Annotated in this window: 15 protein-coding genes; 11 read left to right on the top strand and 4 right to left on the bottom strand. The window is 61.1% G+C overall.

The window, feature by feature from the left end:
* Positions 1–24: 24 nt before the first annotated feature.
* Positions 25–996 (top strand): amino acid ABC transporter permease, encoded by a 972-nt coding sequence (locus tag AC1D06_RS00535; RefSeq protein ID WP_477875312.1) that lies wholly within the window; start codon positions 25–27, stop codon positions 994–996.
* A complete protein-coding gene (locus AC1D06_RS00530) occupies positions 986–1,873 on the top strand; it encodes a DMT family transporter (protein WP_477984189.1) in 888 nt (295 codons plus the stop codon). Before AC1D06_RS00535 ends, AC1D06_RS00530 begins: the two co-directional genes overlap by 11 nt.
* A gap of 30 nt (positions 1,874–1,903) precedes the next feature.
* Here the strand turns inward: AC1D06_RS00530 and AC1D06_RS00525 are convergent, their stop codons facing one another.
* Together AC1D06_RS00525 and AC1D06_RS00520 are read right to left on the bottom strand one after the other, a co-directional pair.
* Entirely contained in the window at positions 1,904–2,716 is an 813-nt protein-coding gene (locus AC1D06_RS00525) for a PfkB family carbohydrate kinase (protein WP_477984187.1), read from the bottom strand.
* Positions 2,717–2,752: 36 nt separating this feature from the next.
* Entirely contained in the window at positions 2,753–3,766 is a 1,014-nt protein-coding gene (locus AC1D06_RS00520; RefSeq protein ID WP_477984185.1) for an SIS domain-containing protein, read from the bottom strand.
* A gap of 210 nt (positions 3,767–3,976) precedes the next feature.
* On the opposite strand from AC1D06_RS00520, the gene AC1D06_RS00515 reads away from it, so the two are divergent.
* The 5 genes from AC1D06_RS00515 to AC1D06_RS00495 all read left to right on the top strand — a co-directional run bounded on the left by AC1D06_RS00515 (position 3,977) and on the right by AC1D06_RS00495 (position 8,081).
* Complete coding sequence (locus tag AC1D06_RS00515) at positions 3,977–4,708, top strand: GntR family transcriptional regulator (RefSeq protein WP_477984183.1); 732 nt, start codon at positions 3,977–3,979, stop codon at positions 4,706–4,708.
* A 97-nt stretch (positions 4,709–4,805) separates the two neighbouring features.
* Positions 4,806–5,708 (top strand): LysR family transcriptional regulator, encoded by a 903-nt coding sequence (locus AC1D06_RS00510; protein WP_477984181.1) that lies wholly within the window; start codon positions 4,806–4,808, stop codon positions 5,706–5,708.
* A 72-nt stretch (positions 5,709–5,780) separates the two neighbouring features.
* Positions 5,781–6,266 carry a type II RES/Xre toxin-antitoxin system antitoxin gene (gene parS, locus AC1D06_RS00505; RefSeq protein ID WP_477984179.1) on the top strand — a complete coding sequence of 162 codons (486 nt, stop codon included), beginning with the start codon at positions 5,781–5,783 and terminating at the stop codon, positions 6,264–6,266.
* Positions 6,263–6,769, top strand: a complete 507-nt coding sequence (locus tag AC1D06_RS00500) for an RES family NAD+ phosphorylase (RefSeq protein WP_477984177.1) — start codon at positions 6,263–6,265, stop codon at positions 6,767–6,769. The genes parS and AC1D06_RS00500 overlap by 4 nt, the downstream gene beginning before the upstream one ends.
* A 115-nt stretch (positions 6,770–6,884) precedes the next feature.
* The gene (locus AC1D06_RS00495; protein ID WP_477984175.1) at positions 6,885–8,081 is read left to right on the top strand and encodes a hypothetical protein; all 1,197 of its coding nucleotides are present in this window, start codon (positions 6,885–6,887) and stop codon (positions 8,079–8,081) included.
* A 35-nt stretch (positions 8,082–8,116) separates the two neighbouring features.
* Here AC1D06_RS00495 and AC1D06_RS00490 read toward each other — a convergent pair whose 3' ends face one another.
* Entirely contained in the window at positions 8,117–8,452 is a 336-nt protein-coding gene (locus AC1D06_RS00490; protein WP_477984173.1) for a hypothetical protein, read from the bottom strand.
* The gene (locus AC1D06_RS00485; RefSeq protein WP_477984171.1) at positions 8,449–8,976 is read right to left on the bottom strand and encodes a hypothetical protein; all 528 of its coding nucleotides are present in this window, start codon (positions 8,974–8,976) and stop codon (positions 8,449–8,451) included. Before AC1D06_RS00485 ends, AC1D06_RS00490 begins: the two co-directional genes overlap by 4 nt.
* 213 nt (positions 8,977–9,189) lie before the next feature.
* On the opposite strand from AC1D06_RS00485, the gene AC1D06_RS00480 reads away from it, so the two are divergent.
* The 4 genes from AC1D06_RS00480 to AC1D06_RS00465 all read left to right on the top strand — a co-directional run bounded on the left by AC1D06_RS00480 (position 9,190) and on the right by AC1D06_RS00465 (position 13,725).
* Entirely contained in the window at positions 9,190–10,185 is a 996-nt protein-coding gene (locus AC1D06_RS00480) for a substrate-binding domain-containing protein (protein WP_477875302.1), read from the top strand.
* A gap of 105 nt (positions 10,186–10,290) precedes the next feature.
* Positions 10,291–11,841: a sugar ABC transporter ATP-binding protein gene (locus AC1D06_RS00475; protein ID WP_477984169.1), complete on the top strand. Its 1,551-nt coding sequence runs from the start codon at positions 10,291–10,293 to the stop codon at positions 11,839–11,841.
* Positions 11,834–12,772 carry an ABC transporter permease gene (locus AC1D06_RS00470; protein WP_477984167.1) on the top strand — a complete coding sequence of 313 codons (939 nt, stop codon included), beginning with the start codon at positions 11,834–11,836 and terminating at the stop codon, positions 12,770–12,772. The genes AC1D06_RS00475 and AC1D06_RS00470 overlap by 8 nt, the downstream gene beginning before the upstream one ends.
* Positions 12,772–13,725 (top strand): ABC transporter permease, encoded by a 954-nt coding sequence (locus tag AC1D06_RS00465; protein WP_477984165.1) that lies wholly within the window; start codon positions 12,772–12,774, stop codon positions 13,723–13,725. Before AC1D06_RS00470 ends, AC1D06_RS00465 begins: the two co-directional genes overlap by 1 nt.
* The last annotated feature ends 2 nt before the right edge of the window (positions 13,726–13,727 follow it).

Raw genomic sequence — 13,727 nt, 5'->3', positions numbered from 1 at the left:
CAAGACTTTGCCGGAAGGAACATCATGATCGGCCGTTTGATTCTGACCTATCCCGATGCGTCGCGTCGTCTCGGCAGCGTCCTCGTCCTGGCCGTCATCGTGCTCGCTCTCTACCTGATGGGCATCAGCTCGAAATGGCTGGGCTATCTGCTGCCGATCAGCAATGGCTGGCTGTCAGACAATCCGGCCGGCGGGCGGCTGGTCTCCTGCGTGCTGATCGCGCTCATCGCGGCGGTGAACTGGAAGCTGCTGCGGTTCCTGCCGCGCTCCTATCAGATCGCCGGCGTCTGGATCGAGCTCTTCGTTCTCCTGATGCTGTTCTTCTATTCGTTCGACCTGTCCTTCTCCTTCATCGCCCGCAAGATCGGCTTCCTGATCACCCAGGGCGTGACGACGACACTCTACATTTCCGCGATCTCGATCGCCGTCGCCACCGCCGTCGCCCTGGTCGGCGCCATCGCCAAGCTGTCGCAAAACGGCGTCGTCTACGGGCTGGCGACGTTCTATACCTCGCTGTTCCGTGGCCTGCCGCTCCTCATGCAGATCTACATCATCTATCTCGGCCTGCCGCAGGTGGGCTATGTGATCGGCGCCGTACCCGCTGGCATCCTGGCGCTGTCGCTTTGCTACGGCGCCTACATGACCGAGATTTTCCGCGCCGGCATCGAGAGCATTTCACGCGGCCAGACGGAGGGAGCGGCCGCTCTCGGACTTAGCCCCAGCCAGACCATGGCGCTCGTCATCCTGCCGCAGGCGATGCGGGTTATCATCCCGCCGACCGGCAATCAATTTATTGCAATGTTAAAGGATTCCTCGCTTGTCTCGGTCGTTGGCGTGTGGGAGATCATGTATCTCGCCCGCACCCAAGGCCAGACGGAATTCCGTCACATTGAAATGCTGATAACCGCCTCCATGATCTACTGGCTTCTCTCCATCGGACTCGAATACGCCCAGGCGCGCATCGAAGAACGGTTCGGCCGCTTCAATGTCCGCTGAAACATCGCTGAACCTGCCCGAAGCCGCGGCTCCCGGGCGGTCCAATATGCGTGCCGCCGGCATTGCGACTATTTCCTTTGCCGTGTTCTCGGGCGCCGACGCCTTGATCAAGCTGCTCGCCATCGACCTGCCGGCGCCGCAGATCACCTTCATGACCACGGTTGTTGGCCTGGTGCTGCTGCTTGCATATGCGCTGGCCAAAGGCACCCTGCGCAATCTCGTGCCGGTCCATCCGGGGCTTGCCGTGCTGCGCGCCTTGTTGCTGGCGGGCGAAACGCTGCTCATTCACTACGCTTTCAAGCGTCTGCCGCTGTCGGAAGCCTATACGATCGCCTTCCTGACACCGACGCTTGTTGCTGTGCTCAGCTTCTTTCTGCTCGGGGAAAGGCTGTCGCGCCTTGCCTGGCTGGGCGTGGTTCTGGGCTTCGTCGGGGTGACGGTGGCGCTGAGACCGGGCGCCGCAACGCTCAATATCGGCCATGCCGCTGCGTTCGGATCGACATTTTTGTTCTCGCTGTCTCTGCTGCTGCTCAGGCGCGCCAAGACGGCGGAGCGGGACGAAGCGCTGGTCGGCAGCCTGTTGACGGTGATGACCCCGGTAACCTTCCTCACCGTGCTGGGCAGCACCGGATTTTCGGCGATCAGCGGCAACCAGCTCGGCATTACCCTGATCGCCGGCATTCTCGGTCTTGGCGGCCATGCGCTCCTGGTGCGCGCCTTCCGTGTCGGGGAAGCCTCGGTGGTCGCGCCGTTCCAGTATAGCCAGATCATCTGGGGCTGCCTTTATGGCGCATTGCTGTTCGCATCGCCGGTCGATCCCTATACGATCGCAGGCGCCGTGATCATCATCCTGTCGGGCTGGCTGGTGCTGAAATAGGCCAGCTCCGCTCTATAGTGGCGCAGCCGTTCAAAGCGGCTGCGGTTCCTGTGGAAATCCGCCGACATGGGCGCAGGTGAGCGCCGCCCGCTCTCGCCCGCATTCGATCGCCTCTTGCAGCGAACCCTCCGCGACGTAAACGGACAGAAAGCCGGCGATGAAACTGTCGCCAGCGCCTGTCGTATCGATGACGTCAACAGGCGTGATGCCGGTTTTCGCCTTGGCGATTGCCGTGGCTGCATAAGAGCCGTCGGCGCCACAGGTCACCACCGCGACCTCGGCGCCACGTATAAGCAAGTCCGCCGCTGTGCGTCCGGCCAGTTCTCCGTCGCCATCGGCGGAACCGAACGCGACGGTCAGCCCATCAATGCCCAGATTGGCGGGATCGGCATTGACGGAGATGTCCTGCGACGCGCTCACTCCGGCAGCCGCAAGCGTGCGACGCAAAGCACCGCCGTCGTCGAGCCAGCCGATATGGACATGGTCCATCGTCTTCAGCACGGCGATATCCGCATTTGACGGCGCATAGCCGGCGCAGACGCCGAAATCCTCGAAGACGAAGACTCGATCGCCGGATGGCAAGGTCTCTATATCGGTATGCGCCGTCTTGCCCGGCCGCTCCACCATGTGCGCGACGCCGACGCCATTCGCCATCAACGCTTGCCGCGTGCGAAACCCGTCGGCATCCCGACCGACAGCACCGAAATAGAAGGCGTCGTGGCCCAGCCGGGCAAGTTGCACAGCGACATTGACAGCATTGCCGCCGACCAGCGACAGATTGACGGGTGGCCGGAACTTATCGACGCAATTGTCGCCGACCGCCGCAATGCGAAGCTTTTTCATAGCTCTTCCCCACCGGGTCGCCGACTGAGGTGCAGATCAGTAGGTGACCCGCTTGTAGTAACGGCGCGTGGTTAGCGGATGGTTACGCATGACCTCGAGATGGGCGCTGATGCGTTCGAGCACCGTGGCAAGCAGGACCGGCGAGATCAGGCAACGCACTTCGGTGGAGAACCCGGGGAGATCGAAGCCGGCCGTATCCAGCACCGTAAGCTTGTCGTTATAGTTTGTGGCAAAATTTTCGACCCGCTCGGCAAGCGGCCTGAGCGCATCTTCGCCCTTGAACAGGATGACGGAGACACCCTTCTCCACCAGTTCAAGCGTACCATGAAAGAAGTCGGACGCATGCACCGGCCGCGTGCGGATCCACTGCATCTCCTCGAGGATGCACATGCCGTAATAGAACGCTTGCGGCCAAACATTCCCCGCGCCGGTGATGATATGATAGTCGGAACCAGCCAGACTGCCGGCAAACGCCGCGGCCTTCGGTTCATAGGCACGCTTCACATCGAGTAGCAGGCCCGGCAGCGCATCGAGTTGCGCTGCGATTTCCTCGTAGTTGGCGATCTCGCCGCGATGACGCAGGATCGACAGCGCGATGAACAGTGACTGCAGGTAAAAGGACTCGCAAGACGTATCATCCTCGGCGAAATTGACGAAGACATGATCGCCACCCTTGCCGAGCGCGGTTTCTGCATGACCGACCAGCGTGATCACCGTTGCGCCGGCCTGTTTGGCGGCGGCGAGAAGAGCCACGCTTTCCCTGGTCGTCCCCGATAGTGACGGGATCACGACGATCGACTTCGGTCCGAGATTGACGGAGCCTGCCAGAACAAGTTCGGCCGGGAAGTCGATGAAGGCGGGAAAGCGCGACCGGCGCTGTAGAAGCTGTGCTGCCGGCTGCATCAGGATGGCTGCACCGCCCGTCCCGAGAAAATGAATGTTTTCGGCGCCGGCAGCAAGACACGCGCCGATGACCTGGTCGAGCCGCTGGCGCAATCCAACCGCCCCGGACTGGATGCGGAGGAATCTTTGTTCATCGAAATTGAGCATGCTGCAGCCCCGTGGAAACTGAAATCCGGTTCAAAGTTGTAAGACAACTGACATCTACAGATATGGCTGTCAAGCGCGCTATGGTGATTTTGCACGGACTTTGGACACAGAGTGGCGCGCGTTTAACACCATGGCGACATGGAAATATCTTGACCGGTCACGCATTGTCAGACAAGAAATGGGTGGGCGGATGATAAGAGGACGGCGGCCGTGGATGAGCCTTTGCGTGATGCGCGAACCCTGGCAATCCAACTGCGCGACCGGATCGCCGACCTGATCCGGGAAGACGGGCTCAAGCCCGGCGACAAGCTTCCGACCGAAGCCCAGTTGACCCAGCGTTTCAAGATCTCCAGGCCCGCCATTCGCGAGGCCCTGAAACTGCTTGAACAGGACGACCTGATCTTTGTCGAGCATGGCCGCGGCCGCTTCGTGTCAGCCATTTCGGCAGTGCAGGTGGATCGTCCGATCACGGTGTTCGAAAGTGTCACCGACATGACGAAGCACTACGGCTACACGACCGTCAACAAGGTGCTGTCGATCGCCGAGGAGAGCCCTGACAAGCTGGTGATGGAGAAGCTGCAGTTGAAACCTTCGGACCGCGCGATCCGCATCGAACGGCTGCGGCTGCAGCGGGAAGAACCGATCATGTACTGCGTGGATTATGTTCCGCGCAGCATCATCCCCACACGGCTCTACGACATCGACTGGAGCGGCTCGCTGCTGGCGCTGCTCGATCAATACAGAAACAAGCCGCGCATGTCCGCGGCGACGGTGTCCGCCGTCATGCTGCCCAACGACGTCGTCGAGCGCAACGATCTCCGGGATTTCGGACCGGCTTTGCTGATCACCGAGACCTGTTTCAATGCCGCCGGCATACCGGTGATCTATGCCATCGATTATCACCGCGGCAGCCATTTCTCTTTCAGCCTGGCACGAAAGTAGTCCTGCCGCTTGGATCTCTACTATTCTCATTTCGCATCAACATTATGAGTAGCCGGCGTTTTGGCGGCAGAGTAAGAGTAGATCGTGCAAAACGGGAATGAACATGCGCCGCAGCCTGCTTCCTGATATTGTCGATCTGCAAGCCTTCGAATGCTCTGCGCGCCACGGCAGCTTCACCCGCGCCGCAGAGGAGCTGAACCTGACGCAAAGTGCGATCAGCCGGCAAATCCGCGACCTCGAACAGAAAACCGGCCTGCTGCTCTTCGAGCGCGTCCGCCAGCGTGTCGTGCTGTCTGCCGCCGGCCAGCGTTTCCTGCCGGAGGTGCGGCGCCTGCTGGCACAGTCCGAGCAGCTGATGATCCGCGCGGTTGCCGCCGCTGAAAAAGAGGAATCGCTCAGCATCGCCACCCTGCCTACTTTCGGCTCGCGCTGGCTGATGCCACGGCTTCCGGATTTTCTGGCACACAGGCCATCGGTGGCGCTCAATGTCGAGTCGCGCTCGGAACCCTTCGACTTCGAACGGGAGGGTTTCGATCTGGCGATCCATTACGGACAGCCGACCTGGGCAAAGGCCATTCCCACTTTCCTCTGCAGCGAGATCGTCCTGCCGGTGGCCAGTGCCAGCGTCGCGGCTGGTCTCGCAACCCCGGTCGATCTTGCCGGCGCGCCGCTGATCCACCTGACGACACGGGCGCGGCTCTGGTCGCAATGGTTCGAAGCCAATGGGGTGGCAGCCGAAAACGGTTTCCGCGGCAACCGCTTCGATCAGTTCTCAATGATCATCGCCGCGGTGCTGGCAGGCATGGGCGTGGCGCTGCTGCCGTCCTATCTGATCGAAGAGGAGATCCGCACCGGCGCCCTGGTGCCGGTCTTCGACCTGCCGATGGCAACCGAATTCGGATACTATATCGTGCTGCCGGAAGATCGCCAGCACAACAAGGTCGCCACCGCCTTCCGCGACTGGCTGCTCGGCCAGGTCAGCCGGCCACAAACGGGGTAAGGTACTTGCGAACCTTGAATTCAGCAGCGACACCTGTCATATATAATACGACAACTGACATAGGATGACCTCATGGCTGTGCTGGCAGAGAAAATAGCGCCGGAAACGACGGCTGGCGAACTGCAGAAGGTAGCGGCCTTGCTCGGCGGTTCCCGCGTGCTGTCGCGCAGCCTGACCAGCCCTCTCGATGCACATGAATTGCTGCTGCGCGGCCTGCCGGCTTCGGCGCTGGACCATCTTGTCGGACAGTTGATTGTCATCGGCAAAACGGAGTCGCTTGAAAAAGCAGTTGGCATGAGCCTCAGGACATGGCAACGGCGGAAGGATGCGCCCTCCAAGCCGCTCAGCCAGGAGCAAAGCGGGCGGACCTGGAAATTCGCCGAGATTTTGTCCAAGGCGACGGACGTCTTCGGATCGCAGGCGGAGGCCGAACAATGGCTGGAACGTCCCGCGATCGGGCTCGACCAGCATCGCCCCATAGACCTCCTCGGTACGCCTGCCGGCGTCGAGCTCGTCGAAGCTCACCTCGAACGCCTCGAATACGGCGTCTATGCATGACTCTGCTGCCATTGGCGCTCGGCGGCACCGAGTTGATCGCCTGGCGGCTCGATCAGGCCGGCTATGCGTCGACATGGGACAGCGGTGAAGGCGCCTATCGTGTCGGCGGCCGGTGGAACAGCAAGGGTGTCAGGGCGGTCTATTGTTCGATCGATCCCGCAACGGCCATTCTCGACGTCGCCGTCCACAAGGGTTTTCGTGCCCTCGACATCCTTCCGCACGTGATGACGGCGGCTGTCATTACCGATATCGCCGATGTCCATGTCGTTGATCCGGCGAGTGTTCCGAATCCGAACTGGCTGCGACCCGGTATTCCCGGCGCCGGACAGCAGGACTTCGGCAACGACCTGCTCCACCGCCATCGTTTCGTAGCGATCCCCAGTGCGGTCTCGCGGCACAGTTGGAACCTCATCTTCCTGGCGGGCAGCGCAGCCGGTGCCTATACGTTGAAACTGCAGGAAGCCTTTGCCCTCGACACGAGATTGCATCCGCCGGCGGCGTGATGGAGCAAAGGCATCGCCGGATAGACAATGACGGCAATCGCGGAGAGATCGCTTCGGTCTTGACTACGTAGGTAGACAAGTTAGCGTGCGCACGAAATGCAAACGAGGACACGCCATGCATCTTTCCATGTGGACCTATCCCTGGGACATTCAGGACCAGGGGATGGAGGGCACTTTCCGTGATCTGCGCGATCGCGCCGGACTCAACACGATCAGCCTCGCCACATCTTATCATGCCGGGCGCTTCCTGCAGCCGCGCAGCCCGGCGCAGAAGGCCTATTTCCCGGAAGACGGCACGGTCTATTTCACGCCGGACGAGCAACTCTGGACCGACAAAGTCATCCGGCCGCTGAAGGCACAGAATGTCGGCGTGCGCGGCGACATGCTGAAGGCACTGGTCGAGGAGCGTGCACGCGGCGGCATGAACGTGTCCTGCTGGACGGTGTGCCTCCACAATACGCGGCTCGGCATGCTGCATTCGAACCACGTCACCCGCAACGCCTTCGGCAATCCGAACTATTACAATCTCTGCCCGTCCAGTCCGGAGGCGCGCGACTATGTCGTGACCCTGGTGAAGGACATGACGACGCATTACAAGCCCGACATGCTTGAGCTCGAAAGCCCGAATTTCATGGGTTTCGCTCATGAATACCATCACGAGAAGGATGGCGTCGGGCTGAACGACGAGGACGATTTCCTGCTCTCGCTCTGCTTCTGCGATCATTGCATGCGGCGCGCGTCGGCGGCCGGCGTGCCGATGGAAGAGGCGAAGCGGACCGTGGCCGGCTTCATCGCCGAAATGTGCGAGCGCGAAATTCCGGCAAGGCAATTTGCCGACTTCCCTGGTGCCGGCATCGATGCCTTCAAAGCCTGGCCGGCACTGCATGCCTTCCTGCAATGGCGGACGGAGCCGGTCACCAGCCTGATCAAGGAAATCAAGGACAATGCAGATCCGGCGACGAAGGTCGTGCTGATCGACCTCAAGGACGGGTGGCTCGGCGGCGTCGATCTCGAAGCCGTCGGCAAGATCTGCGACGGCGCCATTCTCTGCTGCTATTTCATGCCGCCGGACCAGACTGCGGCGGTGATGAAGGAAGGCCGCGCCGCACTCGGCCCGGATAAATATCTCGGCGTCGGCTTGCGTGTGTTCTATCCCGAGATGATCTCAGCCGAGGATCTGACCACGCGCGCCAAGGCGGCGATCGAAGCAGGGGCGGACGGCATCAATTTCTACAATTACGGCCTGATTCCAGCCAAGCGGCTGGACTGGGTACGACAGGCGGTGGACGGATTGCCGACAGCATCAGGCTGAGCGCCGCCGCCCGTCGAAAGAAGGCGGAATCGACCCTACTTGGCACATGCCTTGAGTTGCTCTATCCCGCCCCACTTCTTCAGCGCAGCGTCCCCTTTGGACTTGATCTCGTCACGCCATTTCTGCGCATTGACGGTGGGCGCAGTTGTCACGCCGGGAAACACCACCGCCAGCGTGCTGTCATCAAGACCGCCCTTGGCGCGTTTGACGCCACCTTTATCGACCATAGGATCATTGCCTAAATCCTGATGCAGCCGTACCGATGCCTCGCCCAGCTTGCCTCCGTCCCCATAGACCGCCAGTGCAAATTTACCGGTCTTTGGTCGATAGACGACAGCGAGGTCTCCAGGCCTAACCTTGAAATCATTCACGAATTTTGGCGACAACACGATGTACGGAATCTCGTTGGCATCGATCCAGTGGCGCTGTGTTCCGGCAGGGCCATCAGCAACCGAAACACTCGTCGTCGTGATATAGGCTTCATTCGGGAGGGGTCACCGGCGTCCTGCTTGACCGGCACATTCTTGGCACCGGTCAAGAAGCCGAAAATGCGCAGCTTTGTATAGTCCCCGGTCTGCAGGGCAAGTTTCCAGCCGTCGCGGCACTTCTGCTGCCAATGTTTCGGGTCACTGTCCGGCGTCGAGCCAACGGCTGTGACCCCGTCGCAGGTATAGGACAGCCCATTGCCATCCACACGATAGGAATTCGGAGCCCCGTCGGCGTCGACGGCAAGCTGGCTGCTGACGAAGGAAACGCTATCCGCGGTGGTGCGGACGACCTTGCTGTTGTATTTGACCAACGCCAGCTTGCCGCATTCGGTCGCATCCGCTCCAACGGGCGTTGCAAAAGCCAACAGAGCTGTAAGGCAAGTGGATACGACTTTCTTTGCGTTCATAATGTCACCCCCCCAATATTGTTGTCCATACACTATAAAATTGCTTTTGTCTACATAACCATCCCGAAGGTAGCAGATCGGGCGCGACGGGATGCCACCACAGGAAAAACGTTTGCATAAGCGAGCACAGGCATCCGTGTTCTCGCTTGACTACATGACCAGTCAAGTTAACATGCTTCAATCATTAAGGCTCTGGCAACGAGGGGAACCACTATGAACCTGAAGAACGCAATGATGGCCGCGGCCATCATACTTGGGCTCGCGGCGCCGGCCGCGGCGGCCGACAAATACAAGATCGGCTACGACATCTATTTCGGCGGCAATTCCTGGTCCGTGCAGCTCTACAAGGAGTTCCAGGCCGAAGCGGAGAAGCACAAGGATACGGTTGACGTCGCCTATACTGAGTCCGAGCTCAAGGCCGACAAGCAGGTCGCCAATATCGAGGACCTGATCACCAAGGGCGTCAATGCCATCATCATCACGCCGATCTCGCCGACAGCCGTCATCCCGGCGGTCAAGAAGGCGCGCGCCAAGGGCATCAAGGTCGTGCTGCTCGCCTCCAAGATCAAGACGCAGGACTATGATGCGCTCGTCACCGTCAATGACGAGGATTTTGGCAAGGCCGGCGCCGAATGGCTGGCCAAGAAGCTGAACGGCAAGGGCAAGATCATCGCGCTCAACGGCATTGCCGGCATTTCCGCCAGCGACGACCGCTGGGCCGGTGCGCAGGACGTATTCAAGAAAAATCCCGATATCCAGATCGTCAGCGTCGTCAATGCGTCCTGGGATTATGCCCAGGCCAAGGTCGCCGTGTCGAATCTGTTGGCGGCCAATCCGGAAATCGACGGCATCTGGTCGCAGGGCGGTGCGATGACGCTCGGTGCCATCGATGCTTTCGACGCCGCCCAGCGCAAGCTGGTGCCGATGACCGGCGAAGACAACAACGGCTACCTTAAGCGCTGGGTGAAGCTTGAGGACAAGGGTTTCAGCTCCGTCGCGCCGTCCAAGCCGACCTGGCTCGGTTCGGAATCGCTGCTGGTGGCGCTGAAGCTGCTCAAGGGCGAAGCGGTTTCGAAGGACACAATCTTCCCGCCGCCGGTGATTGATGACAGCAAGGTCAAGGCGTCTGTCCGCGACGACCTATCCGACAGTTTCTGGGTCAACACTCGCCTCACCGACGATCAGATACGCGCAGCCTTCAAGGACTGATCGAACCTGGCGGGTGAAGAGACAAACGGCACCCGATTAGAGCGAGGGCGGAGCGGCTTCATGCGTCGTGTATCTGAGGCCGCTCCAATTGAATGGATTAAAGACATGGTTTCCGCGAACGCCGATGCCCGCCAAACGCCATTGATGACCGTCTCCGGCATCTGCAAGGCGTTCGGCCGCAACACGGTGCTGAAGAATGTCTCGTTCACGCTGAAGCCCGGCGAAGTACTGGCGCTGGTCGGCGAGAACGGCGCCGGCAAGTCGACGCTGATGAACGTCATTTCCGGCAACCTGCCTTATGACAGCGGCGAGATCCGGCTGGCCGGCGAAACCTATCGCCCCGCTCGTCCGTCCGAAGCTATCCGCCGCGGCATCGCCATCGCGCATCAGGAAACGGCGATCATGCCGGATCTGACAGTGGCCGAGAATATCTACTTCCGCAGCGAGCCACGCAATGCATTCGGCTTGATCCGCCAACGGCGGATGCATGATGACGCCGGCCGGCTACTGACGGAACTCGGATTCGGCATCGATCCACGCCAGCTTGGCCGGACGCTCTCCGCCGCTGAGCGGCAGATGGTGGAGATCGCACGCGCCATGGTTCAGGAACCGCGCCTCCTGGTTCTCGACGAGCCGACGGCGTCGCTCTCCGCCAAGGCGGCGAACATCGTCCTCAACCTAATGACGACGCTGAAACGCCAGGGCACATCGGTGATCTTCATCTCGCACCGGCTCACGGAAATCATGGATGCCGCCGACCGCGTCGTTGTGCTGAAGGACGGCGAGATGACCTTGGAGGCCCGCCGCGGTGCCTTCGACCGCGATGACCTGATCCAGGCCATGGTCGGCCATAAGCTCACCAATATTTTCCCGCCGCGTCCGCATCTGGCGGTCGCCGATGTGGTCTTCGCGCTGGAAAATGCCGGCAACGCGGCTCTGCCGCCGATCAATCTTGAGGTTCGATGCGGTGAAATTCTCGGCATTGCCGGCCTGGAAGGCCAGGGGCAGAAGCCGCTCGCGGAGGCGCTGTGCGGCACTAGGCCGTTCACGGCAGGGATAGTCCGCCTAGAAGGCGGTGCCCTTCGGCTGAACTCGACGGCCGCGGCCATCGCCGCCGGCATTGCCAGCATTCCGGACGACCGCAAGCATGAAGGCCTGGCGCTTGGCCTGCCGATCCGCATCAATATGAGCCTGTTTGCGATTTCCGACGAGACCCGCTTCGGCTTCCTGCCGCTGGCACGCGAACGCGCTTTCGGCGAGGCGGCGCGCAAGCGCTTTTCCATCCGTTCCACCGACCTCGAACAGCCCGTCGGACAGCTTTCCGGCGGCAACCAGCAGAAAGTCGTCTTTGCCCGCTGGCTGGCGCATCGACCAAAGCTGCTCGTGCTCTACGAACCGACCAAAGGCATCGACATCCAATCGAAGAGCGAAATCTATCATCTGGTCGACGAACTGACACACCAGGGCGTCTCGGTGATCCTGATCAGCTCCGACCTAATCGAGCTGATCGGCTTGTCGGACCGTATCCTGACACTCTACGAGGGCAGGATCACCGGCGAGATCGGCAGCGCCGAGTTCTCCGAAGAAAAGATCATGCGGCTTGCCGCCGGCATCGGTGAGGACGAGCATGTGTTGAAGGTGGCCGAACATGCTTGAGGGCTCGCTGCGCTTCAATCTGCTGCTTGCACTACCGGCATTGGTGCTTACCATCCTATTGGTGGGGCTGACCGGCACGCTTTCACCAAGTTTTCTCACTGAAGCGAACCTTGCCAATCTCGCGACGCGATTGCTACCGCTCTGCCTGGTGGCGCTGGGCGAAGCCATGGTCCTGTTCGCCGGCCGTATCGACCTTTCAGTCGGTTCGATCGTCAGCCTGTCAACGGCGGCGATGGCGCTGACGTCGACAACGCTTGGCTGGGTCTCCATTCCGCTGACGCTTGCCATCGGTGTCGCCTGCGGCGTCTTCACCGCGGCCGGCATCAACCTCCTCCGGATCAATCCTCTGGTCATGGGGTTGGCCACGGCCGCGATCGTAAAGGGTATCACCTTGCTCATCCTGCCCTCCCCGGGCGGTGAAGTCGAATACGACCTCTACGATTTCCTGTTCGGCTCGGAGAGGCTGCTGGCCCTGCCGCTGTTGCTGTCGATCATGGCCTATGCGATCTTCCTGCTGGTCATGGGCTGGACGCGCTTTGGTCGGTCCGTCTATGCCTTCGGCTCCGATCCGCGCGCGGCCTTCGCCAATGGCGTTTCTAGCTGGAAGGTCGACGTTTCGGTCTACACCCTCTCCGGCTTTTTCGCCGCTGCCGCCGGCGTCGCTATCTCAATCAAGATATTGTCGGGCGATCCGCTGATTGGCGAGGCCTATACGCTGGACGCGGTCTCCGCCGCCATTCTCGGCGGCGTGGCGCTGCAGGGCGGGCGGGGCAGTCTGATCGGCGTGTTCTTCGCCGCCGTCGCACTGGTGCTGGTCAACAATACATTCAACCTGCTCGACCTCGACACCAATTACCAGGACATTGCCAAGGGGCTGATCTTCGTGCTGGCGCTCGTCTTCTTCATGCGCGGCAAGGCGGGAGAAGCATGATGGCGCTTCCGCTCGCGCTTGCCAATGCCAAGCCCGGTGCCGCCACGCTGCGTGCCATCGGCCTCCTCGCCGTGCTGCTGATCGTGCTCTTCGTCGCCTCCGGCAAGGTGTCGATGCAGCAGATCATGGACAATGCCCGCCAGGCAGCACCGCTCGGCATTATCGCGCTCGGCCAGGCGCTGATCCTGATGATGGGCAGACTCGACCTTTCGGTCGGCGCCACGGCCGGTCTCGCCAATGTCGTGCTCGCCACCGCCTTTGCCGGCAATATGGCGAACATGCCGATCGCATTGGCCCTCACCATCGGGCTCGGGCTTGTCGTCGGTCTGGTCAATGGCCTGCTGGTCGTGGCGCTGCGTATCCCCGCTTTTCTAGCCACGCTCGCCACCTCGCTGGCGCTGACCGGCGGCATCCTTGTCTATACCGGCGGCAGTCCGCGCGGCTCGATCCCCGCAGATTTTCGGGTGATCAGCGAAGGCTGGCTGATCGGCGTCCTGCCCTGGTCGGTGGTGATCTGGCTTATCGTCGGCCTCGTGCTGATGCTCTTCGTTCACTACACACTTGCCGGCCGCAAGATGCTGCTTGCCGGTGCAAACGCCACTGCGGCGCGGCTGAGCGGCATCGCTGCCGACCGCATGGTGATCCTCTCCTTCGTCATCGCCAGTTTCATGGCAACGCTCGGCGGTATCCTGCTGTCTGCTATCACCGGCATGGCTTCGATCGGCATTGCCGACAGCTACACCGTCGATACGATCGCGGCGGTCGTCATCGGTGGGGCGCTGTTCTCGGGCGGCGTCTTCCTGCCCGCGGGCGCCGCGGCCGGCAGTCTCATTCTCTTCTTCCTGCAAAGCCTGCTCTATGTGCTGTCGCTGCCGCCGGCGGCACGCTTCATCCTGCAAGGCGCGATCATCATCGCAGCGCTTGCGCTCGCCAACCTCAAGAAGGACCGCTGACC

The organism is Rhizobium sp. P2_G2, assembly GCF_056403555.1.
This window is presented reverse-complemented; position numbering and strand designations above follow the sequence as displayed.